At 42.1% G+C, this 23928-nt stretch carries 20 protein-coding genes; 11 read left to right on the top strand and 9 right to left on the bottom strand.

The features are described from left to right. Window positions 1–7: 7 nt before the first annotated feature. Window positions 8–778 carry a YebC/PmpR family DNA-binding transcriptional regulator gene (locus ACT3ID_RS01965; protein WP_491540294.1) on the bottom strand — a complete coding sequence of 257 codons (771 nt, stop codon included), beginning with the start codon at window positions 776–778 and terminating at the stop codon, window positions 8–10. A 206-nt stretch (window positions 779–984) separates the two neighbouring features. Here ACT3ID_RS01965 and bshA point away from each other — a divergent pair, with 206 nt between their 5' ends. Continuing rightward, window positions 985–2130: an N-acetyl-alpha-D-glucosaminyl L-malate synthase BshA gene (bshA, locus tag ACT3ID_RS01970; protein WP_491540295.1), complete on the top strand. Its 1146-nt coding sequence runs from the start codon at window positions 985–987 to the stop codon at window positions 2128–2130. Between the two features lie 28 nt (window positions 2131–2158). Continuing rightward, a complete protein-coding gene (locus tag ACT3ID_RS01975; protein ID WP_491540296.1) occupies window positions 2159–3058 on the top strand; it encodes a DMT family transporter in 900 nt (299 codons plus the stop codon). A gap of 61 nt (window positions 3059–3119) precedes the next feature. Here the strand turns inward: ACT3ID_RS01975 and sucC are convergent, their stop codons facing one another. Beyond that, on the bottom strand, window positions 3120–4334 hold the full coding sequence (gene sucC, locus ACT3ID_RS01980; protein WP_491540297.1) for an ADP-forming succinate--CoA ligase subunit beta: 1215 nt from the start codon (window positions 4332–4334) through the stop codon (window positions 3120–3122). A gap of 1296 nt (window positions 4335–5630) precedes the next feature. Between sucC and ACT3ID_RS01985 the strand changes: the two genes are divergently transcribed. Further along, window positions 5631–6530, top strand: coding sequence for an SMP-30/gluconolactonase/LRE family protein (locus tag ACT3ID_RS01985; protein WP_491540298.1), 900 nt, complete (start codon window positions 5631–5633; stop codon window positions 6528–6530). Between the two features lie 11 nt (window positions 6531–6541). Here ACT3ID_RS01985 and ACT3ID_RS01990 read toward each other — a convergent pair whose 3' ends face one another. The 3 genes from ACT3ID_RS01990 to ACT3ID_RS02000 all read right to left on the bottom strand — a co-directional run bounded on the left by ACT3ID_RS01990 (window position 6542) and on the right by ACT3ID_RS02000 (window position 8932). Beyond that, entirely contained in the window at window positions 6542–7552 is a 1011-nt protein-coding gene (locus ACT3ID_RS01990) for a DUF5050 domain-containing protein (protein ID WP_491540299.1), read from the bottom strand. A gap of 96 nt (window positions 7553–7648) precedes the next feature. After that, window positions 7649–8365 carry an HAD family hydrolase gene (locus tag ACT3ID_RS01995; protein WP_491540300.1) on the bottom strand — a complete coding sequence of 239 codons (717 nt, stop codon included), beginning with the start codon at window positions 8363–8365 and terminating at the stop codon, window positions 7649–7651. Between the two features lie 15 nt (window positions 8366–8380). After that, window positions 8381–8932 carry a D-glycero-alpha-D-manno-heptose-1,7-bisphosphate 7-phosphatase gene (locus ACT3ID_RS02000; RefSeq protein ID WP_491540301.1) on the bottom strand — a complete coding sequence of 184 codons (552 nt, stop codon included), beginning with the start codon at window positions 8930–8932 and terminating at the stop codon, window positions 8381–8383. Window positions 8933–9109: 177 nt separating this feature from the next. Here ACT3ID_RS02000 and ACT3ID_RS02005 point away from each other — a divergent pair, with 177 nt between their 5' ends. The 3 genes from ACT3ID_RS02005 to ACT3ID_RS02015 all read left to right on the top strand — a co-directional run bounded on the left by ACT3ID_RS02005 (window position 9110) and on the right by ACT3ID_RS02015 (window position 11716). After that, on the top strand, window positions 9110–9961 hold the full coding sequence (locus tag ACT3ID_RS02005; protein WP_491540302.1) for a DUF4382 domain-containing protein: 852 nt from the start codon (window positions 9110–9112) through the stop codon (window positions 9959–9961). A gap of 241 nt (window positions 9962–10202) precedes the next feature. After that, window positions 10203–10757, top strand: coding sequence for a bifunctional pyr operon transcriptional regulator/uracil phosphoribosyltransferase PyrR (gene pyrR / locus ACT3ID_RS02010; RefSeq protein ID WP_491540303.1), 555 nt, complete (start codon window positions 10203–10205; stop codon window positions 10755–10757). Next, window positions 10754–11716 (top strand): aspartate carbamoyltransferase catalytic subunit, encoded by a 963-nt coding sequence (locus ACT3ID_RS02015; RefSeq protein ID WP_491540304.1) that lies wholly within the window; start codon window positions 10754–10756, stop codon window positions 11714–11716. The genes pyrR and ACT3ID_RS02015 overlap by 4 nt, the downstream gene beginning before the upstream one ends. Before the next feature lie 224 nt (window positions 11717–11940). On the opposite strand, the gene ACT3ID_RS02020 is transcribed toward ACT3ID_RS02015, so the two are convergent. From ACT3ID_RS02020 to ACT3ID_RS02030, 3 genes are read right to left on the bottom strand one after another with little or no spacing between them, the layout of a single operon-like run. After that, window positions 11941–13344, bottom strand: a complete 1404-nt coding sequence (locus ACT3ID_RS02020; RefSeq protein WP_491540305.1) for a glycosyltransferase family 2 protein — start codon at window positions 13342–13344, stop codon at window positions 11941–11943. Continuing rightward, a complete protein-coding gene (locus tag ACT3ID_RS02025; protein ID WP_491540306.1) occupies window positions 13337–14536 on the bottom strand; it encodes an HMG-box domain-containing protein in 1200 nt (399 codons plus the stop codon). The genes ACT3ID_RS02020 and ACT3ID_RS02025 overlap by 8 nt, the downstream gene beginning before the upstream one ends. A 6-nt stretch (window positions 14537–14542) precedes the next feature. Beyond that, window positions 14543–15010 carry a response regulator transcription factor gene (locus ACT3ID_RS02030; protein WP_491540307.1) on the bottom strand — a complete coding sequence of 156 codons (468 nt, stop codon included), beginning with the start codon at window positions 15008–15010 and terminating at the stop codon, window positions 14543–14545. Window positions 15011–15205: 195 nt separating this feature from the next. Here ACT3ID_RS02030 and ACT3ID_RS02035 point away from each other — a divergent pair, with 195 nt between their 5' ends. After that, window positions 15206–17578, top strand: a complete 2373-nt coding sequence (locus ACT3ID_RS02035) for a sulfatase-like hydrolase/transferase (protein ID WP_491540308.1) — start codon at window positions 15206–15208, stop codon at window positions 17576–17578. Between the two features lie 84 nt (window positions 17579–17662). After that, window positions 17663–18898 (top strand): YaiO family outer membrane beta-barrel protein, encoded by a 1236-nt coding sequence (locus ACT3ID_RS02040; RefSeq protein WP_491540309.1) that lies wholly within the window; start codon window positions 17663–17665, stop codon window positions 18896–18898. A 528-nt stretch (window positions 18899–19426) separates the two neighbouring features. On the opposite strand, the gene ACT3ID_RS02045 is transcribed toward ACT3ID_RS02040, so the two are convergent. Then, a complete protein-coding gene (locus ACT3ID_RS02045) occupies window positions 19427–20344 on the bottom strand; it encodes a DMT family transporter (protein ID WP_491540310.1) in 918 nt (305 codons plus the stop codon). A gap of 174 nt (window positions 20345–20518) precedes the next feature. Between ACT3ID_RS02045 and ACT3ID_RS02050 the strand changes: the two genes are divergently transcribed. The 3 genes from ACT3ID_RS02050 to ACT3ID_RS02060 all read left to right on the top strand — a co-directional run bounded on the left by ACT3ID_RS02050 (window position 20519) and on the right by ACT3ID_RS02060 (window position 23919). After that, complete coding sequence (locus ACT3ID_RS02050) at window positions 20519–21232, top strand: TetR/AcrR family transcriptional regulator (protein WP_491540311.1); 714 nt, start codon at window positions 20519–20521, stop codon at window positions 21230–21232. 64 nt (window positions 21233–21296) lie between these two features. Continuing rightward, window positions 21297–22814 (top strand): TolC family protein, encoded by a 1518-nt coding sequence (locus ACT3ID_RS02055; protein ID WP_491540312.1) that lies wholly within the window; start codon window positions 21297–21299, stop codon window positions 22812–22814. After that, the gene (locus ACT3ID_RS02060) at window positions 22807–23919 is read left to right on the top strand and encodes an efflux RND transporter periplasmic adaptor subunit (protein WP_491540313.1); all 1113 of its coding nucleotides are present in this window, start codon (window positions 22807–22809) and stop codon (window positions 23917–23919) included. The genes ACT3ID_RS02055 and ACT3ID_RS02060 overlap by 8 nt, the downstream gene beginning before the upstream one ends. The last annotated feature ends 9 nt before the right edge of the window (window positions 23920–23928 follow it).

Genomic DNA, 23928 nt, shown 5'->3' on the forward strand with positions numbered 1-23928 from the left:
TAAAAATCTATTCAATCTGCTCCGCTATCGCCAGCGTTTCTTCATCCATCTTCATATTCGTAAACACATCCGAAACATCGTCGTTGTCTTCAAATTTATCGATCAGCTTAAAATTTGATTCTGCCACTTCAGGTTCAACTTTTACTTCGGTCATGGGTATGCGAATCAATTCCGCGGATTCAATATCGTAACCCATTTCTTCCAGCTCGTCGCGTACTTCATACATCGATTCGCGTGCCGTTGTTACATTAAACACTTCTCCATCGGTATCAATTTCTTCGGCGCCGGCATCGATGGCATTCAGCATGAACTCTTCTTCATCAACATCTTCATTCTCTTCTTTTTTAAGTCGGATCATTCCTTTTTGTTCAAAAAGATAAGCCACCGATCCATCGGTACCGAGGTTACCTCCGTGAGAGGTGAAAATATGCCGGATATCACCCACCGTGCGATTGTAATTGTTGGTTGTAACTTCAATAAAGTATGCAATTCCGCCCGGACCATATCCTTCATAAGTTGCATCTTCGTAACGGCCGTCGCCTTCATCAAGTTCGCCGGTCCCCTTTTTAATAGCACGCTCAATATTATCCTTGGGAACATTGTCACTTTTAGCATTTTCGATGGCCGTATCGAGGCGTGGATTCATTTCCGGATCACCGCCACCTTCACGGGCAGCGACAGAAATTTCGCGCAGATGCTTGTTAAAAATTTTATTGCGCTTTTTATCTTCCTTCTTCTTTTTATGCTTTATATTCGACCATTTGGAATGACCTGCCATAAAAATGTATTTGATTAGGGTTTATGACAAAAGTTGTTGCTGGGCTCTTAAGCGGATACTTAAAAGCCTATAATATAAAAGATAACTAGCTTTGCACCTAATAACACAAAACCTGAAATGAGAAACTTAATAATTTTGTTGAGCAGCTAGATCAACCAATAAAGCAGAGTCAATGCGTTTCAGAATTAAATAATAAATTATTAAAAATGAATATTGGAATAGTTTGTTATCCCACCTTTGGTGGTAGTGGGGTCATTGCAACAGAACTGGCAAAAGGATTAGCCAAGCGTGATCATAATGTTCATATGTTAAGCTATGCGCGTCCGGCGCGGCTTGATACGTTTCGCACTAATATCTCGTATCATGAGGTGAATATGAACACCTACCCCTTGTTTGAATATCCGCCCTATGACCTGGCTCTGGCCAACCAAATGGCCAATCTGATCGAGTATGAGAATATTGATATACTTCATGTTCATTATGCCGTTCCTCATGCCACAAGTGCTTACCTGGCCAAGCAGATCTTGGGAGAAAAAGCAGAGCATGTACCACTAATTACCACACTACACGGCACTGATATTACTATTGTGGGCAGTGATCCCAGCTACAAAAGTGTGGTCGACTTTTCGATCAATCAAAGTGATGGCGTGACGGCTGTATCAAACTATTTGCGTGATGAAACTTATGAGCGTTTTGATATTAAGAAGGATATAAAAGTGATTCCCAACTTTATTGATTTGGATCGCTTTAAAAAATCCGATAAAAATCACTTTAAGAAGGCGATCTGTCCGGAAGATGAAAAAGTAGTTGTTCACGTATCGAACTTTCGCGAAGTAAAACGGGTACCCGAAGTAATAAGTATTTTTGATCATGTGCTAAAGAAAGATATTAAAGCTAAATTACTGCTCATCGGTGATGGACCTGATCGGCAGCGTGCCGAGCAACGGTGTCGCGAGCTGGGTATTTGCGGACAGGTACGTTTTTTGGGTAAACAGGATCAGGTAGAAGATATCCTTTCGATTGCCGACCTGTTTTTGATTCCATCCGGATCAGAGACGTTTGGCTTGGCTGCTCTGGAAGCAATGAGCTGCAGTGTGCCGGTGGTCAGCTCTAATATCGGTGGGTTGCCTGAAGTGAATATTCAGGGAGAAACCGGTTATCTTTGTGATCTCGATGATGTAGAATGTATGGGTGATTATGCTGTGAAAATCTTGTCGGATGAAAAGTTACACAAACAGCTCTCACAAAATGCACGAAAACGAGCCGAAGAGTTTGAAATGAGCAAAATTATCAACCAATACGAGCAGTATTACGAGCAATGCCGGGATGAAATACGGGAACAACTCGTTTGATGCACATCTTTAGTTTGCCTGTCTGAATATGATTAGTACTGATTCTGCTTCCTTAAAAGCGATAGGCTATATTGTATTCGGAGCAGCCATACTAAGCTTTACATCTGTTTTTGTAGAGTTGGCAAATGTTGGACCTACGGTGACAGCTTTTTACCGCATGTTCTTCGGAGGCATAATTTTGCTGGTCATTACTTTTATCCGGGGTGATCGTTTGTTGTTAGGGATGAAAACCGTTGCCATCCCTTTTTTATGTGCATTTTTCTTTAGTCTTGACCTCTTTTTCTGGCATCGTTCAATAGTTTATGTTGGGCCGGGACTTGCTACCATACTGGGGAATACGCAGGTATTTTTTGTTGCCCTGCTGGCGGTAATCTTTTTAAAAGAACGGCTAGGCTGGCGTCTTACAGTATCCATACCGCTAGCAGTGCTGGGATTGATTTTTATTGTCCAAACAGATTGGGGACAACCTGGTGGAGTGGTAGAAATTGGCGTTTTTTATGGATTATTGACTGCTCTTACATATGCCTTGTATATTTTAACACTCCGGCGATCCCAATCTGAAAAACAAAAGCAGCGTTATTCTCACTGGGCAAATATGGCGTGGATTAGTTTGTTGGCAGCGGTTATGCTGGGTGTTACAACATGGATTGAGCCCGGGGCACATTTTGCTATTCCGGATCTGCAAACATGGGGTTCGCTGATCGGCCTTGGCGTTGTGGGACAGGTACTGGGATGGGTTTTGGTTTCTAAAGGGTTGCCAAAAGTAAACGCCTCAGTGGGTGCACTGGCACTATTGCTCCAGCCGGCAATGGCTTTCATGTGGGATATTATTTTCTTTGATCGTCCCACTACAGCCCTGGAATATTTTGGTGTCGTTATTGTATTGATGGCTATTTATCTGGGTGCCACAAAAACAGCAAAAAAATAAGAAAGCAAAATTACAACCTTTCCAAGGTTTCAACCTTGGAAAGGTTGATTAAGTCTAGTGTTTACGAAGCTGGTGCCAATACTTTTGAGACTTCTTCAGCTGCTTCTTTGAGAAGCACAGCAGAGATCACATTCAGATCAGAGTTGTCGATGATCTCTTTGGCTTCTTCGGCATTCGTACCCTGTAGTCGAACGATGATGGGCACATCCTGAACCTTGTCGGCGATTTCAGGATCCTTAACAGCTTCGATAACGCCGTTGGCTACCCGATCGCATCGAACTATTCCGCCAAATATGTTAATGAGAATGGCTTTTACGTTTTCATCTTCAAGGATAATGCGGAAGCCGTTTTTCACTGTCTCAACGTTGGCACTTCCACCAACATCCAAAAAGTTGGCAGGCTCACCGCCAGACAGTTTAATGATGTCCATCGTAGCCATAGCAAGTCCGGCACCGTTAACCATGCATCCGACATTGCCATCCAGCTTAATGTAGCTGAGTCCGTATTCGGCAGCTTCGAGCTCCACAGGATTTTCTTCTGACTTGTCGCGCAGGGCTTCAATTTCGGGGTGACGGAATAGCGCATTATCGTCGAATGTCATCTTGGCATCCAACGCCATTACATCATGGTCAGCTGTAAGCACCAGTGGGTTAATTTCCACCATGTTAGCGTCGGTTTCTTCATAGCAGTTATATAGAGCTATGATGAATTTTACGGCCTTTTTAAAAGCGTCACCTTCGAGTCCCAGTGCAAAAGCAATATGGCGGGCTTGATTATGTTGCAGTTCCATACCCGGTTCAACCCATTCTTTGACGATTTTCTCGGGCGTCTCCTCGGCTACGGTTTCTATATCCACGCCACCCTCGGTTGAAGCCATAATAACGTTTTTGCTTTTAGAGCGATCGAGCAAAATACCAAGATAAAACTCCTGTTCAATTTCAACACCATCGGTGACATAGATGCGTTGGACTTTCTGTCCCTCTTCGCCGGTTTGTTTTGTCACCAGCACATCACCGAGCAACGATTCGGCCGCTTCACGAACCTCTTCAACAGTATCGCAGAGAATGACACCGCTAACGCCGCTTTCTTTTGTTTTTCCTTTACCGCGTCCTCCCGCATGTATCTGGGCCTTTACCACAAAAAGCGTGGCGCCGTTTTCTTTCATCTCTTTAGCCGCTTCAACGGCTTCTTCAACGTTCGTTGTAGCCACACCGGCCGGAACGGCAACGTTATACTGTTTTAGAATGTCTTTTGCCTGATACTCATGAATTTTCATAACAACAATCGTATGGTTAATAATTACCTGAGTTAAACGCGAACAGCGTAAAATAAATCTGTAAAATACCTATCAAATAGAGCGCATAATATAATAAATGAATGGCAAGAAATTCAGCCGTAGCTTTTATAAATATTTAATCTCGAAAAATTACTAGTAGAAGTTAATTTTGGCCCGGATTGTTTAGGCTTGCACTTTCAGCACAAGTGGACGCTCGTGCTATGATGGGGTTTATTCAGCAGTAGTATTTTTGCTGCGTAACAGCTATAGGAGATGATTCAGTTCCCAATCAGCGGGCTCTTACCCTGTGAAGTAGGGGACGAATACATGGTCGTCGGGTGTAAAGAGAAGAAGAGCTACGGCGGACGAGGGGGAAGGTGACGTCATTCCGTCCCGTACAGCTGTCGGGAGGATCTCACACGGTATGCAGGAACCAAGTCATGGTAAAATGTTCGGACCAGCGTTCCAAAGAAATAATGAGCCGCTGGTCCAGCTATTATTTCGCTCACAGTCTATTGCTATGCGAGATTGCGGATCAAGTCCGCAATGACGACAAAGGGGGAGGGAACAAAATCCCACTAACATCGTCATCCCGTACGGCAGAAATATATCACCATCTTATATCGCATTCCCTGCTTGGGAATTTAATCATTGTTGGAGCGGAATTTCTCCAGGGCTCTTCCGAAGCAGGATATTGGGGAGCTCTGCTCCCTTACAGCTTTAACCAATTGGGAATGTGATACTTTTACCCACAGATGAATCCATGGGCTAAGCATTTTAAACCAAGCTCACTTCAAGTGAGCTTGGTTTTTTCTGCTTCTTAGCCTGATGATTCATCTTCAGGCTTTAAGCAACTACACCATGTGCTAATCTACCAAAGTTATAAAATTAGGAATGGCTTTATATGAATAGCTCCGATTCAAAGTCACATTTATTAACGACTTACCTATCTTCAATATGTTTCTTCTCTTGGAGTTGCAACAGCAGTGGTGACGAGAAGAAAGACAATAAGAGGCATATCACAAGCGCGGGAATTAATTCCCGCGCTAGCTATATCTATTCACAAGAATAAGCTGTGGCGATTTATATCCTGTTATGTGCCTGGTGGTAGATAGTGGAAAAGCAAAAACAGAACTACGCACTGCAAAGACATTTTATCAACAAAAGTTAAAAGACTAAATGCCACTAAGTCAGAATATGTAACGTGGTAGTAAGCCAAAATTTGTTTATGCTTATTTTCTATTAATATTATTAGAAGATTTCATTTGAATTATTCAGAGCCTAATACAGATTATTATGAATTTAGTAATTAAGAAGCTTATCGGGATTATCATTCTTATTTCTCTGCCTGTAACGCTGGTATTTGGACAGCAAATTATAGAGGATGGTGCTGAAGCCGAAGAGTTAACAAGCGGATATGAATTTACAGAAGGGCCGCTTTGGCATGATTCAGGTTACTTGCTGTTTAGCGACATTCCCGCAAATGTAGTCTATAAGTGGACGCCAGGTGAAGGGGCTGAAGAGTACCTGAATCCCAGTGGACATTCGAACGGACTCACATTTGATCAAAATGGTGAATTGCTGCTGGCGCAGCATGATGGTGCTATATCGCGGTTGACGAAAGAAGGAGAACTATCAATAGTTGTTGATAACTATGAGGGCAAGCGGTTAAATAGTCCGAATGATTTAGTCGTAAAATCAGATGGTTCAATATATTTTACCGATCCGCCGTACGGTGTGTCCGAGGAAGAGAAAGAGCTGGAAGTAAATGGTGTGTACCGCTATTCCGAGGATAAAGGGTTGCAACTGCTCGAGGAGGATTTTAACCGCCCCAATGGAATAGTATTTTCCCCTGATGAAGATAAATTATACGTAAATGATACCAGCAATAATCAAATTCGGGTTTACCAGGTGAATGAGGATGGCACTCTGAGTGAAGAAGAAATCTTTGCCACTATGAAGGGCGATGAAGCTGGGGCCGCAGATGGTATGAAGGTTGATGTTGATGGAAATCTATATACAACAGGTCCCGGTGGCGTGTGGATCTTTTCTCCTGAAGGAGATTTAATTCAGAAGGTAGAAATGCCGGTGCGTATAACGAATTTGGCATGGGGTGGTTCAGGAGATTCAACATTGTTTATGACGTCACCTGATGCTGTATATAAAATTGAAACGACACAAACAGGAAAGAGGTAAGCTGTTGCTGATTACCACTCTAACTCAACGCGACGTAAGTTACTACCGTCACTCTTCATCAAGTATATTTCTTCTGTTCCGCTTCGATCAGAGCAGAAAATAATTTCTCGACCATCGGGCGACCAGGAGGCATAGAAATCTTTACCGGGATGTGACGTCAATTGTTTGAGTTCTGTCCCGTCGGCGTTAATAGTATAAAGATTGAAATTGCCGGTTCGGTCGGAAGTGAAAATCAGTTTTTCGCCGTCGGGCGACCACTGGGGGCCAAGATCGAAATGGGCAGTATCAGTAAGTCGCTTTAGGTTGGATCCATCTGCATTCATCACATAGAGATCGAAATTTTCATCTCTGTTGGAAGCGAAAGCTATTTTTTCACCATCGGGTGACCAGATAGGATCCACTTCATATGCATGTGCAGAGTATGTAAGTCGTTTTTGATCCAGCCCGTCCGGACGCATGGTATAAATCTCCATATTTCCATCCCGATCCGATAAAAACAGGATGTATTCTCCATCAGGTGAAAAAAATGGATATACATCCGTGGCTTCGTTATCAGTCAACTTGCGCATATCCTCCGAAAAATTGTTGCGCAGATAGATTTCCATATCACCATCTTCACTGGAATGATAGAGCACATTTCGGCTGTCCGGCGACCACGAAGGCAGGTCCCCATCACGCGCCGAACTGATCGGGAATTGATGATCATCATCGACAGCGTTTGTCATATCATAGTGATGCTGTCGTTCCCGTTCCGAAAAATAGGCTATTTCCCGGCCATTGGGGGCCCACGCCGGGTAATAATCATCTGCCGGATGTTTGCTCATGTTTTCAATTTCAAGCGTATTCAAATCAATTGCGTAGATATCGAAATTACCGTTGATAGATGAGGCAAAAGCTATAGCGTCACTATCGGGCGACCATGCCGGATGAATATGGGAAATGCTGTCAGCATTTGGCAGCTGCGAAAAGGATACGCTGCTGTAACAAAGTATCAGGCATATGAAAAGTAGTAAGCGTTTCATGGTCCTCTCCTGTTTTGTGAGCGCTTACATACAACATTAATAAAAAAAATACTTTGTTACAGCATTCTTTTCAGGATGTCAGAAAAAGCTCTATTTTTAATCCAACAAAATATCTGCAACCTGGTGCCAGCTTTTACAGATGTAATCTGGTTGAGGCTCGTCGGGTAATTCGGAGTAATGAACAAATTGGGTAAACAGTATCCCACCCATACCCAGCTGTTTGGCTCCAGTGATATCAGTATCCAATCGATCGCCAATATGCCACGATTGGTCGATTTTACCTTCTGTTTGTTTCAACGCTTTTTGATAAGCTTTCGGATTCGGTTTGCTGTAGCCGGTCTCGTCACTGAAGACAAAGCATTTAAAATAGTTGTCGAGCTCTTTTCTTTTGAGATATTCACGAAGTACCCGGCCGGTGGAATACATGGTGTCAGAAATAAGTGCCAGCGAATGTTGTTCTGCTAGCTGTGGAATAATCTCTTCCACACCTTCGGCGAAAGGGGGCGGGCCTTCCCATAGCGATTCCTCAAATTTTGTTACCAAGTACTGTTTCTCTTTGGTGGATGCCGATATTTGCAGGTGATCTAAAACATAGCCTACTAATTCCGGAGGTGTGGGAGTTCGGTGCTGGTTAAGCCAGATATCATGAAACTTTTCGGAGGCCACACGTTTGGCCTCGTTAAATTCTTCTTCGGTGATATTTTCTTCATAGTTGTCGGCGATCTCGCGTACAGCATCAATTCGTACTTTCCGTCGTACTTGTCCGCCGCTTTCTGTATCTACCAAAGTATTCCAAAAATCGATCGAAATCATTTAAATTATTCTATGTTAACTTTTAAGTGTATCTACTACTTGTTTGATATTATCATAACTGGGGATGTCGTGTTTCTTTAACCAGTTTTTATCCTGATTGGGTTCATGTCGCGATCGAATGAAAAAAGGAGTGATTCCCAGCTTAACAGCCGGTTTAAGATCTGAAACCTTATCGCCTGCCATATACGATCGGTTGAAGTCGATATTGTGTTTAGCCGCTGCTTTTTTGAACATACCGTTTCCCGGTTTCCGGTCTTCAGGCGCAAATTTTTCATCGGGATCATGTTCTGGGTGATGCGGAGCATAGTACCAATCATCAATCCCTAAACTTTTCTTTTGCAATTGTAAGTCTACCCAGCTATGCAAATCCTGTACATCCTGTTCGCTAAAACGCTCCCGTACAATCCCCGACTGATTGGTAACAACAATAATTTTAAAATTTTCTTTCTTCATCCATTTCAGTGCATCAAGAACACCATTGCACCAAGTCCACTCATCAGGTTTGTGAACATAGTTATAATCTACGTTGATGGTGCCATCGCGATCCAGAAAAAAAGCTTTATTCATGTTTGGTAGGGTTGTTACAATTAGGGGCAAAAGGTAAGGATTTGACAAGAAGAATGCTTATCGCTGTAATAAAACTATTACAAAAACGTGGAACATTTTCCCTATCTGCTCATATGAATAAGTCTCAATAAAAGCTATTACGGCGAACCTCATTTAAAAAAATAAAAGGATTTAACTATGAATAGTTTAAATATTAGTCCTGTGACTTACTACGTGTTACAAAGCACGTTTATTATAACACTGATTTCATTTCTAGCTGTTTCATGTGACGACATAAATACCAGTGGCCCCGATTCAGAAAAGAGTCAAATCAATATTAGTCTCACAGACGCTCCTGCCAACTATCAAGAAGTTAATATCGATGTGCAGGGGTTGCGCATTCATTATACACCGACCAGTGATGACACAGCGACTGCCGATGGAAAATGGATTGACCTGCCGGTGGACCCAATGACGGTCAATTTGCTTGAACTGACCAATGGAGTAGATACTTTACTTTCCTCAGCCGAATTGGATCCCGGGAAATACAAAGAATTGCGACTGATTCTCGGTGGTGATAATACTGTAATGGTAGACAGTACTGTTGAAGATCTCAAAGTGCCGAGCGGGCAGCAGTCCGGCTATAAAATTAAGTTCAATACGGTGTTGGAAGCCGGTGAAGAGCTCGATGTTGTTATAGATTTTGATGCAGGTCGATCGGTGCATAAGGCAGGAAAAAGCGGAAAATATATACTTAAACCTGTGCTGAAGGCTTTTGTGGAAGATGGTGATGAAGTCGGTTCTGTCGCAGGAGCAGTTGAACCAGCTGATGCAGAGCCTTTTATCTATGCTATTTTGGATGATGATACCTCGGGTACACAAGCAGACGAAAATGGTGACTTCCTGATTCAGGGATTAGAAGGCGGCCAGTATGATTTGAGTATTGAGCCTACAGACGGAGAACATGCAGATACAACCTTAACGAATATTACAGTAGAAGAAGGAGAACAAACAGATGTCGAAACAATTATACTAAGTGAAAGTGAGTAATTAATTGTGTTCCCGCAAGCCCGGCTGCCTAATAGCAGTCGGGCTTTTTTGTTTTAAGCCGTTGCCTGCTGCAATTCATCGAGACGGTCGCTAAGGCTTTGTTTTAATGACTTGATAATTTTTAGAATATTGTTTGCACCAAAGGTTCAGCGGTCGAATGTTTTTCGGCCTTGCCGTTGTGTTCTTACTATGCAATGCCTACATTCATTTCTGAAAAAAAGATTGAATTAAGGACCTTCTTTTGAATTCTATAAAAATAATGTCGGCCGAAGATCTGAATCGCACCTATCTGCGATTTGCCCATCAGTTTTTGGAGCCGCACGATAATCCCGAACAACTAGCCTTAATTGGAATGCAGACGCGCGGCGTGTATATGGGCAAACGTATTGTGGGGATTATCCAGAAAAAATTTGATCTGGATATTGACTTTGGAGTGCTCGACGTTACCTTTTATCGCGATGATTTCCGCACCAAGTTGAAGATGCCCGAAGTCAAGGTTACAGAAATTCCTTTTGATTTATACGATCGGGATGTAGTGCTGATTGATGATGTGCTTTATACCGGGCGAACGGTGCGCTCGGCGATGGATGCGGTCATGGATTATGGCCGTCCCCGGAGCATTAAATTTTGCTGTATGGTCGATCGCGGTCACCGTGAACTGCCGATCTGTGCAGATTATGTAGGTACGAAGTTACCGACTCATGTTCAGGAGGAGGTTCGTGTTCAGGTAGAAGAGCTGGATGGCGAAGATGCTGTTTATGTGGTACAAAATCCGGATGTGGAGGGAGAATCATGAGCGAAGAAATAACACTGGAAGATATCGATCACGAGTTTTCACAAAAACATTTGCTCGGGCTGTCGCATTATTCCAGGGAAGATATCCGATACGTGCTGGAGCAGGCAAAATATTTCAGAAAAATTCTCGATCGCCCCGTACCAAAAGTACCGACACTGCGTGACAAGACGATAGTAAACCTCTTTTATGAAGATAGTACGCGTACGCGATTGTCGTTTGAATTGGCTCAAAAACGGATGGGCGCCGATGTTGTTAACTTTTCAAAGGGATCTTCGAGCGTAAAAAAAGGGGAGTCGCTGAAAGACACTATTCGTAATATCAGCTCAATGAAAATTGATATGGTGGTTGTCCGTCATGAGAGTCCCGGCGTGCCTCATTTTCTCACGCGATGTGTAGATGCGGCCATCATCAATGCCGGCGACGGTGCGCACGAGCATCCAACTCAGGCACTTCTCGACATGTTTACTATGCAACAGGTTTATCCCGATCTGAAGGATAAAAATATTGCCATCATCGGCGATATCGAGCACAGCCGCGTGGTTCGCTCCAATATTATTGGTCTGCTGAAACTGGGTGCCAACGTTACCGTCTGTGGACCTAAAACAATGATGCCGGCTTATGTTGATGAGTTGGGCGCCGATATTTCTTACAACCTGGATGAGACACTCGCGTGGTGCGATATAGCGATGGCCCTGCGCATTCAGCTCGAGCGGCAGGAAAACGGGACTGAGCTTTTTCCCAGCATTCGCGAGTATCACAAGCTATTTGGGATTACGATGAAGCACCTCGAAAAGTATCCCGATTTTACCATCATGCATCCCGGTCCGGTAAACCGAGGCGTAGAGATGGAGAGTGAGGTTGCCGACAGCGACCGGTCCATTATTTTAAGTCAGGTTACAAACGGCGTGGCCGTTCGAATGGCAATTCTTTACCTGCTTAGTGGTGGTACGAGGATATAATGTAGGACGAGCTGCCACAGTGAAGAAGAATCTCAAGCGGGTAAACAGCATTCTTTATTTTAAAATAGGGCACCGCTGATATGACAGTTGAGATGCTTCGTCGCAAGCTCCTCGGCATGACAGCATCAAGAGGTAAGGAATCTCCTGTTCCTCCCGAAGAATCCAGGAGTTGAGTGGTAAATGAGCGACAACAATTCAGATACACAAAATTGGACTGTTCCCAATCAATCAAATCCCTTCCGGATCATTTTCCCCCAGCTTTTTTTGCCCTTAAAAAAGTCAACAAGCCCAGTAAACTGCCACCAGGCATGGATCTGACGGTAACCAAGATTTTCAAGGAAAGAAAAGAGGCTTAGGACCAGTACATCTTTAAAATTGCTGTAGGTTTTAAAAGCAATTTCTTCAGCCAAGATCGAGATCAGAGAAATAATCATCCCATAGATAACAGATATTGCCAGAAAGAGGAGTACAAACGAAAGATTGAATAGTGAAGGGATAATAAATAGAAGGGCCAGGTATATATAGCTAAGCAGCTGGATCACCGGGCCAAACAGCTCAAATAGCAAAAAGAAAGGCATTACAAAAACACCTATATGCTTATATCTGGAATTGAATAACATATATTTATGACGCCAAATAGAATCCGCCAACCCCCGGTGCCAGCGATTTCTCTGATTTTTAAGGCTATTGTAATCAGTAGGGACTTCGGTCCAGCAAATAGGCTCTGGCAAAAATCGAATCTGATACTCTTTATTATTCTGTAAGTGGTAGCTATGGAGGCGAACGATCAGCTCTATGTCTTCACCTACCGTATCTGTGAGATACCCTCCAACTTCAATAACAGCCTTACGGTCAAAGATGCCAAAAGCACCAGACACGATTAATAAGCTTTTGAAGAAATCCCATCCAACACGTCCAAATAAGAAAGCACGTATATATTCTACCGATTGCAGGAGAGCCCAAATATTCCTTGGCGTTCGAATCTCTTTTATTTCCCGATTTTCAATTTTGCAGCCGTTTATTACCCGGACTACACCACCAGCAGCCACCGTGTTTTTATGTTCTATAAATGTTTGAATAAGCTTTTTGAGAACATCTTGTTCTAAGATGGAGTCTGCATCAATAGAGCAAACGAGGTCGGTTTCCGCAACATTAATGCCGGCATTAAGTGCATCTGCTTTGCCGCCGTTTTTTTTATCAATTACTGTTAATGTTGGTATCTCCGGAGTGCGATAGGTGGCTCTAATTTTTTCGTGGTTAATCTCTTTTTCGTAATAAAGGGGTGCCTCTATGAGGTCAAAATGATCAATAAGCTGTTGCAAAGTGTCATCAGCGCTACCATCGTTGATCACAATAATGTGATATTCGGGATATTCGAGCTTGAGCAGAGATTCAATCGATTCCACAATATTACCTGACTCATTATATGCAGGTACAAGAATGCTTATCGATTTGAACAGATCCGATTTAAAAAGGGCCTCGGATTGCACAACCTCACTATGCAGCATTTGTCGCCGAACAAAAATTAGTGCACCAATAACCAGCAGCAGATAGACAGTATTAATTGTCAGAAAATAGCCGATTATCAGTTGTTCAACGATGTTGAATAACGATAATCCATCAAGCATGAGTATTATTTAAACGGTGGGTAAGAGCAATTTTAATTCCCCAAGCTACACTTTCAATTTTTTTTACCAGGTTATTCAGGTGTTGCGGAGGATAATCCCGATATTGAAACTGTTTAATAAAATTTAAGTTTGCAATGATAAATTGCCCCAGCTGTTCAATGCGTTCCTTTTTTTCTAATGTGAATTCATGGATAATGACTTTCCGAACCGGGAATTCCACTTTTAATAGCTGCTGCATTAAGAATGAGAGATTTTCTTCTCCTCCGAAGGTGCTTAGAGCCTTAACCGTAGCTATTTGTGTTTCGGTATCAATATTCTTTTCTGTCAGATAATTTTTTATAAAAGAAGCTGTCTCTATGTTGTATACCTGAGTAAGCGCCGTTATGAGTGCCCGGATCAGCGGAGCTTTATCCCGAGTATATTGCATGCGTTTCAGGTACTGAAATAGAAAGTCACTGCTGCCATAGAAATTTTGACTTCCCATATAGTAAACGATTATTGTTTTGGGCATCAGGTCGATATTTTCAAGCAGGATCTTTTTTAGCTCTTTAGCTACTTGTGGGCGGTCTTCAATTTTTCCGGAATCGAAAAGGTGAAGAAGCTCAGCTATCATTAATTCGGTGATATCCTCTCGCTTGAAGAATCGCAAAAGACTACTTGTTCGTACAGCATAATCCTTGGCAGATTGTAAGGCTTTAGTGGCAGAATAAGCCAGTTTTAAATTGCCGGATTTACTTATAGTGATGAGTTTAGCCAGAATGCGATTATCGATATTTCCTGATTTCTGAAAGTAGATACAGGCAAAAATCTTATGATTTTTTGAGCCATGGAATAATTTATTCCTATAAAAAGACAAAAATACAGGGTGATTTATCAGACCATTCAGGTAGTTGCGTTGTTCACCATCAAGGATATCCGTAAGATCATCGAGTAGTTTTAAGAAAAAAGAATAATCCTTTGTCCGTTTGGTTATTTTCTTGATGATCTCATCCGGTTCTCTCTTCTCGTCAGGTTTTTCTATATATTCGAACAGAAGAGAGAAAAAATAATCACGGAACTTTTGCTCATATCTTTGCCAATACTCCTGCTTTTTACGAGTCCAGAAGGTGTAGCCCAATATGAAAAAAAAGAGGATAGCTAAAGATACAGCTAGCCCGATGAGCGTTTGTAAAGCAATGTTTGCATCAAGCATGCATGGTTAAGCCGCTTTTTTCAGCAGATTTCGAATACGTGCAATGAACTCTTTTGGCTGAAATGGCTTAGTAATATATTCATCAGCAGTAAGATCAAACCCCCGCTCAATGTCTTCGGAGCGCGATTTAGCAGATACTACTACAATTTTAATATGCTCAAAAGCAGAGATTCCTTGGATCTCCTTTAGGATATCAAAGCCATTCATACCGGGAAGCATTACATCCAGAATTATAAGTCGGGGAATATGCTTTTTAGCATATTCTAGTCCTTCTATGCCGTTTTCCTTTGACACCGTCTTGGTATCAAATTCATTTTTAAGAAGACGCACCATCAATTTACGCGTTATCTCATCGTCTTCGACGATAAGAATTTCATCTTTTACCTCTGTTGATTTTTGAGAGGATCCGCCATTCCCGTTTGCCGAATCCTTTTTTTCGCCAACAATGTGTTCAATAAAGTTAGATGTTTTCATAACTGCCCCTTTCTTTTTTGCCGTCAACAGTCCTTTTAGTGGGGCGGCAGTTCTAGTTTTTAGTAGTCACTCACAAACATGATAAAAAAAATTATTATAAAGTTTTAATATTTATTACGGAAAATTAATACTTTCTATTACTGCGGATGGTTTGATGAGTAATAAAATGGACCCACATAGATCAATGAGTTTACTTTGAAGAATAGCACTTTTCTGCTTAAGCAGTATATACGGTTAGTTTTTGCTCTTTTTGTTGTAATGACCATTGGGCGGGGGTATGAATGTGGAGTGTTGGCTTATAACCATGGATGGGAGTTAATAGATGTAGAATACGCGGTGTTATCATTCATTTATGATTTGCAAGTGAGTTTATTGTTAGCACTTCCGATATTGTTGTTCTCATTACCGGCTTTTACCTTTTCTTCTAGAAAGATCGGTGAGATTTTAAAAGCAGTCCTTATTACGGCAATAGCTGCCGGTCATATTTTATTAATCTCTTATTTTGGAGCCACACTTAGCCCGCTGGGAGCTGACTTTTGGGGATATTCTGCCACAGAAATGAAAAGAACGGTAATTGCTGCGGAGCAAATTACCCTTGTAAGTTCGGGATTATTTCTGTTTTTATGCCTGATGATTTATTGGGTGAGTCAACAAATGCTTGCCATAGATTTTAATGTTGAGCTGGGAAGAAAAAATATTTCAGCAATGAGTGCTTTGGTTCTCCTGCTTTTTCTGTTGCCTAACATCTTAACAATAGGTGAAAGAGTTGATCAGTCAGAAAAAGATAAGCGGGCTAACAAGTTTACCTACTTCATCAGTCAGAGTTTTACTTCATTAAACTTACTGAATAAATCAGCCAGCTATTCTTTTGATGAGGAATATCCCCTGATGCGGGAAGCTCAAAAGGAAGATGTGCTGGGACCTTACTTTGAAGAGTTCGATGATCCGCCCAACATCGTCTTTTTACTTGTGGAGAGTTTAGGCGGCGAGTTTGTTGGGACCGATGGCCAATGGGCGGGCTTTGCACCGTATCTGGATGAGCTTTCCGAAAAGAGTTTGTATTGGAAAAATGGTCTCAGCTTGTCGGGGCGAACATTTGGCTTTGTCCCATCTTTGATCGGGTCTCTGCCTTTTGGCAAACATGGATTCATGGATTTAGGTCCTAATTATCCAAGGCATCAATCACTTATCAGTTTGTTGGGAGAGCGAGGATATCACACTGCTTTTTACAGTGGATATGACACCAACTTTGACAGGCTTGGTTTCTTTTTAGAGTATCAGGGGATTGATTTCATACTCAATAAAAACAAAATAAATTTGCTGGTTCCTAAGGCCCGGGACCGACAGAATTATTGGGGTGCAGATGACAAAACCATGCTTAAAATTGCCTCGGCAATTCGTGATACAGCTGAAGTATTTCCTCGTTTGGAGATTTATCACACTTTGCAAAGTCATTCACCTTTTAATGTGCCCGATCCCCAAAAGTATGAAGAACAGTTTGATCAAATGTTGGTTGACCTGGATGTGTCCCAGGAAAGAAAAGAGGCTTATCAAAGATATCGCTCCGAGCTCACCTCACTGATGTTTACTGATCAGGCGGTTCAGGATTTTTTCCGATCCTATCAGAAAAGAGACGATTTCAAAAATACCATTTTCATTATTACCGGTGATCACTGGCTAATTCCGGTTCCTCAATCAACGGTTATTTCGCGATATCATGTACCAATAATAATCTATTCTCACAAACTCAAAGAGCCAGGACTTTTTAAATCTGTTAATACCCATGCCGATATTGTACCGACCCTGACAGCGCTTTTAGAGCAGAAAGCCAACTTAACAATGCCGGAATCGGTGCATTGGCTCGGCGGCGTAATGGATACCAGCAAGCAGTTTCGGGCTAACAAATCCATTCCTCTAATGAGAAATAAGAATCAGATTTCTGATTATCTGCACGAGCAATATTATCTCTTCGGAGATGCAGTCTATGAGCTGAAGCCGAATCTTACATTGGAAGAAAAAACAGATGATGAGATAAAAAAACGGCTCGAAAATGAGCTAAATCGATTTAAGAGCCTGAATGATTATGTAACGGCAAATGATAGAATATTTCCCGGAAAAACCGTACAGAAGCAAAAACATCAGTTTTTGACCGAGTATGATACACTGTTTTCCAGACTAGATTCCATTGATTTAACAATAGATGAACAATTCCAGAGGGCACGAAAAGCGGCTTTTGGGGATGATTATGAAGTTGCTCGTGCCATTGCAAAACGGATACTGTTGAGCGAACCAGCATATCATGATGTTCGAATCTTAATTGGAAGAACTCATGCGTGGCAGGGTGAGTATGATGTAGCAAAGAGATATTTTGAGGAAGTCTTGGAATCCGACTCTACTTATTATGATGTATATAATGCTTACTTTGATAGCGAATTTTGGAACGGCAATTATAGAAAAGCCCTGGAGATAATCAGGCGTGGCTTAAAGTATCATCCGGACAGGCAAGACTTTGCGGAACGAAAAACTAAGGTTCTGCCTAAATTGACAGAAGATGAAATTGTACAATAGGTAGGATAATTGATGAGGATTCTTTTGCAGGAGAAGCTTTAACAATTCTGCTAATGATATAGAACTCAAAGACGGGCTTAATATATGGGACGATTACTCACTCTCTTTTCTAGTCTTTTGCTTATTGGCAGTTCTGTAGCTGTGGGACAGAACAATAGTGATGATTTAACAGTAGATGAGATTTATGAAGAAGCCCGGACTGCTGCTTTTAATGATGGAGATTATAGTAAGGCCCGGGAATATGCTTATGAAGCGTTGGACAAGAGTCCCGATTATCATGAAGTCAGGATTTTTATCGCCCGCCTGTATAGCTGGGAAGGGGATTATGATTCTGCACGAGAAGAGTTGCACCGTGTCTTGGAAAAAGACCCTGAGAATCATAATGCTTATATGGCAATAATCGATGTTGAACGCTGGTCCGGCAATTATGATGAAGCACTCCAATTCGTTAACAAAGGAATAGATTATCATCCCAAAGATGAAGAACTATTGCTTAAGAAAGCATCTGTCCTGTATAGCATGGAAGATTATGAAATGTCTGAAGCAGTGTATAAAAAAATACTTGAGTACGACTCCGATAATGAAAAGGCGGCACAGGGATTGGAGGCGGCAAACCTGAAGCAGATAAAGTATAGTGCAACCGTATCTTACCGGCATGATCGTTTTGCAGAGATTTTTGATCCGTGGAAATTTACGGAGTTTGGTTTATCAAGGCAGACCGCATATGGTTCGATTATTGGACGATTGCAGTATGCCCGGCGATTTGGCAGTTCCGGCACGCAATTTAATCTTGATGCCTATCCTTCTATTATGGAGGGAATGTACGCATATATAAGTGGTGGCTATTCCGATAGCTTCATATATCCTAAATATCGTTTTGGGTTATCTCTTTATAAATCACTTCCAGCCTCATTTGAACTGGAAGCCGGAATGCGTTATCTCGATTTTGAAAGCTCGCAGACAGATATTTATACTGCTTCACTGACAAAATACAAGGGGAACTATCTTTTCACCGTACGCACCTATTTTATTCCCTCTGACCAGGGTAGTTCTAATTCGGTTAGAGGTGTAGTGCGCCGTTATTTTGGGGATGAGTATACCTATTTAAGTATAACCGGCGGATATGGATCAGCCAGTACGGAAATTCAATTTTCGCAAGATATTCAAACACTTAAATCATGGTCGATAGGCCTGGATGGGCAGTATCCGCTATCTAGTCGATTTCTTATTGGTGGAAATGCAGGATATGATTCCTCTGAATATCAAAACTTTGTTCGTGATCGATTCAGTGTTAAAGCTTTCGTCACTTACCGATTCTAGATAATAGTCTCCTGCGGTATCCTGATAATGAAATTCGCAAAAGTAACATCTTTTATTAACCGCAGAGGTGTCGGAGAAAATTGCGGAGTTGCGCAGGAGAATGTCCGTAGCTTCTTACTACCTGATTTATTCTTAAATAATAATAGTTTAGAAAAGAACTCAATTGGGTACTCGTAAAATAATTTGGGTAGAGTTATATATTTAGGCCTGAACTCTTAGATTATCAAATACACAATCCCTCTTACATCTCCCCTTGCTAAGGGAAGAGTTTTGGGACCTAATCTTTCACGAATATCCGGACAAGAACAAATTCCGGGTTCTGTTATACGATTATCTCGGCCTCAAACTCTGAGAACAAGCTGGAGGTTGAACAGGATAATCCCGTACTGGTCCTATCTTTCTAACTGTCTCTATATGATAAAGAGCATCTTTTTAGACTTTTTTCAGAATCAGATGAGAGGTCAGAGTTGCCAAGGTTTCCTGTTCTTTGCTATATCTCTGCGTAACTCTGTGGTTTATAATCTGAGCCTACATCGAACTTGCAGTAACTGCTTGTTTCTTTCGTTTCCACCGGGCTAAGATGATTCCAACGATTACCAATGCCGATCCGGTATATTGTAAGAGCGTCAGTTTCTCATTCAGAAGAACCACTCCAAAGATGAGTCCCAGAACGGGTACAAGATTTTGATAGGTCGCTGTATGTACGGCCCCCACTATTTGCAGCCCGTTGTTCCAAATGAGGTATGCGATCCCTATTGATAACAGGCCGCTGTAGACAACTCCACCGTAAGACGCAGCTGAAATGGTACTCCATTCCAGCTGTGTAATGTTTGGCAATGCAATCAGAAAAAGAACAATGCACCCAATTGTTGCCATTATCGTTGAAAACTGTAGTGGTGTATATCGATCCAGAAACGTTTTTGATAAGATGGTATAACCACCCCAAACGACAGCAGCCGCTATAATAGTAATATCTCCAATGAAGGTGTCCGAGCTAAGTGAAAATGGCTGGGCATCACCGATTACAATAAACACTATTCCTCCGAAAGCAGCTACAACTCCCAGAGTTTTGAGCAGGTTCATGCGTTCCAATCTAAAGAAATGACTGAAAAGAGCCACCCAGATAGGGATTGTACCAAGCATTACAGCAGCATTGGCGGCATACGTATAATCAATGCCGATAATAAACAGTCCCTGATAGATGAGATTGCCGAGCAGCCCCATCCCAATTAGTTTTGGCCAATCTTGTTTGGGGATCGTAATCGCTTCTCCTTTATACAAAAGAACAGCCCATAAAACTCCGGCAGCAAAAATGAAGCGCAACCCATTAAAACTTAATGGGTCAATCTCTGATAATGCACTTTTGACGACCGAAAAATTTAGCGCCCAAATAAGAGCACATAGGAAAAGTGATAGTTCGACGGAAGCCTGTTTCGAGACCTTCAATACTGACAGTTGTGTTAAAATTAAATAGCCAGCAAAAGTACGGTTTATTTCAGAACTATTTGGCAGCAATTTTTTTCAGTGAAGGTGAAACTTTAAAAAAGGAAAAGTTGTATAACCATTTCATGTTACTTAACTTTGGTCACTTTCTGACTAACAGTCATTTAATAAAGAATTATGGGAACTGAAGAACGAAAAGCACGGGAAAAGGAGCGGCGGCGGAATCAGATTATTGATGCAGCGGAACGTATCATCTTTTCGAAAGGATTGGAGCAGGCAACGATGGATGAAATTGCCGAGGAAGCAGAGCTGAGTAAGGGTACGCTGTATCTATACTTCAAAAACAAGAATGAACTTTATCTCGCAATTACCCAACGGGGTTCCAATATCCTGAATAGCCGATTTAAAAAAGTATTTGCTGGTGATTCCGATTATAAAGGAATCGAACTGATACGATTACTCGGAGAAACGTATCTGAATTTCGTGCGTGAAAATCCCGACTATTTTAAGGCTTTCATGTACTATGAGTCACTTTGTAATGTAGAAGAATTGCAAAAAAGTGAATACGCACAGACTTGTGAAGAAAACCGGCGCGAGGCTATGAACTTAATGATCCGGGCCTTGCAAATCGGTATGCAGGATGGAACGGTAGATGACAGTTATGACCCCAAGGAGTTGGCTGTTGTTCTATGGTCGAGCACCCGAGGTATTACCACTATGAGCCATATGCGTGGAGTTGGCCATCATTTTGAGATGCTGGATGAGATGGAGATACAGATCGATTCATTATTCGAGAGTTTTCTAAAACTGGTAGGCACTGGTATTGCTACTGATGAGGCCAGACAGCAATGGGTGACTGATAGTCAGAAAATTGAAACAAGTGAAAGTTAGAAGCGTACAAGCGAGCCGTTGTAAATAGAAGAAAGTTAATTAAGCAGAAACTATTACATCATATATGTTTGATAATATTAAACTTACCTCTAGGTTTTTCTTAAAAACTACCGGGTTATCCTTTACGGTTATCTTAATCACTGTTTCTTCAGCTTTAGCTCAACAGGCTGATACAACTTCGATAGATGAAGCCATTAACGAACAAAATCAGCTTACACTTACGGAAGCTATTCAGGTAGCCTTGGCGAACAATTCAGATATTAAGCGATCACTTTTTAATCTTGAGGATGCCGATGAACAGGTTCGTTTGGCCTGGAGTAACGTGCTTCCGGATATCTCCGCGTCAGCAACGTATACCCGGAATCTGGAAATTCCGGTGAACTTTGTCCCGGCACAATTCTTTGATCCTGATGCTCCGGCAGGTGAACTGGTACCACTGCAATTTGGAACAGATAATAATTGGCAGGGAGGACTCTCGGTAGAGCAAACCTTGTTTCGTGGTGAGGCTTTTGTAGGAATTAGCAGCTCAAAATTATATAAAGCTGCACAAGCAGAAAATTTACGAGCTACGACTCAGCAGATCGTAACGCAAATACGTTTGGCCTATTACAACGTATTGGTAGCTGAAGAGCAGTACCGCCTGCAGGAAGCGACAGTGGAGCGACTGGAACAAAATCTCAAAGACAACCGGTCGCGCCAACAAGCTGGACTTATTGATGAATATGATGTTCTGCAGGTCAGAGTACAGTTAAGGAATCAGGAGCCCCAGTTGACACAGGCTCAATATGCTGTAAAGCAGGCTTATCGCGAGCTTAAGGAGGTATTAGGTGTTCCCATGGATTTAGATTTTACAGTAATGGGGAATCTGAATGCCTATGATGTTACCTCGCAGCAGGCAATGCGAGAAATCAATCAGAATCTTAAAGAGGTTGATACGATGACCCCCTTCGAGTATAGGAGGGAAGGTAATATCATGGATGTTGCCACCGACTTAAGAGGTGATATTCGAATTTTAGAGACGCAAAACGATCTTAAAGATCGAGAAATAAAAGCTATCAAAAGTCGGTTTTTACCTACCCTCACGGCTAATTACAACTTGAACTGGTCAGCATCTCAGGCGGGAAATCCCGTTTTCTTTGGTTCAGAAGATACAAGGGCGCGTTCCCAAACTATCGGAGTAACCTTAAATGTCCCGATTTTCCAGGGGTTCCAGAGAACATCGAATTTGAGTATAGCACAAATTGAAAAGAAAGATCTTAAAGAGCAGAAACGAGCAGCTGAACGGTCAGCGAAAAATGAGATACAGTCGGCGCGGGAATCGGTAAATCAATCATTGGAAACAGCGCCGGCACGGGAAGAGGCACTTGAACTAGCCCGGGAAGGATATCAGCGGGCAAAAGCTCGTCTGGAAAATGGATTGGGTTCTCAGCTCGATGTGACAAACGCTGAACTTCAGCTTAGAGAAGCGGAAGCTAATTACGCAGAAATGGTGTATAACTATTTATCCGCTAAGGCCCGATATGATCAGGCTATTGGGATGGTTCCTTTTGTGGATAACGATCGCCCGACACTTAATGACTAATCAAATTTTACGACTAAACATCATGAACAAGCAAGTTATTCTTACAGTATTTTTATCAGTTCTGTTATTGTCCGGTTGTGTAGAAGAACAACCAGAGTCCCAGGAAGAGTTGGTCAAAACGGTCAATGTTGAAACAAAAGCAATCGAGCGCCAGCCTTTTGAGCGATATCTGAAACTGGTTGGTACGGTTGAAGCCCAGAATGACGTTCGCATTTCTGCAGAAGTGTCGGGACGTATTGAGGAGTATTTTGTTGAGCAGGGTGCTGAAGTTAAAAAAGGAGATCCCATCCTAAAAATTAATGATTCGCAACTTCAGCATGAGCGCGAGCGCCTGGAGGCTGTTACGGCCCAGGCCAGGGAAAATTACGAACGGCTTAAGCGGCTATACGAGCAGGATAGTGTGGGATCCGAAATAGAATATCTGAATGCCAGATATAATTACGAGCAAAATCAGGCATCTCTTGAGTCGGTGAAAGAAAATATCGCTAAAACGAGAGTGGAGGCTCCTTTTGATGCAACAGTAGAAAATATTCTTTTAGAAGAAGGAGAGATGGCTAGTCCCGGTACCGTACTCGTGCGATTGATCGGAACCAATAAGCTAAAAGTATCTGCCGGTGTGCCATCCACCTATTCTAATGTTGTGAATACGGGGGATTTGGCGCAGGTGTGGTTTGATTTTCAGGAAGCCGATACCATGCGGTTGCCGATTACATTTGTGGGAAAAAGTATTAGCCCCCAGGACCGCACTTTTGAAGTTGAAATGAGGTTGCCGAACGATGCCGCCAATTATAAGGTGGATATGATAGCAAATGTCAGAATCCGGACCATGCAAGATGATGATGCAATCGTAGTGAATGAAGAGTTTGTATACGAGAGCGAAGGAGAAAATGTGGTGTATACCGTAGGTGAAAATGAGGATGGTTATCAGGTTGCTAAAAGAAGAGCTGTTACTCTTGGTCCATCCTATAAAAATAATGTGGTTATTGCCGAAGGAGTTGAGCCCGGAGATCAGTTAATCACCGTAGGATCATCATTTTTGCAAGATGATATGCGGATATCCATTGTAGAGTCGAGAGACAACAGATTAGCTCAAGAAAATTCATAAACACTATAC

Source organism: Fodinibius sp. GM108 (assembly GCF_058386985.1).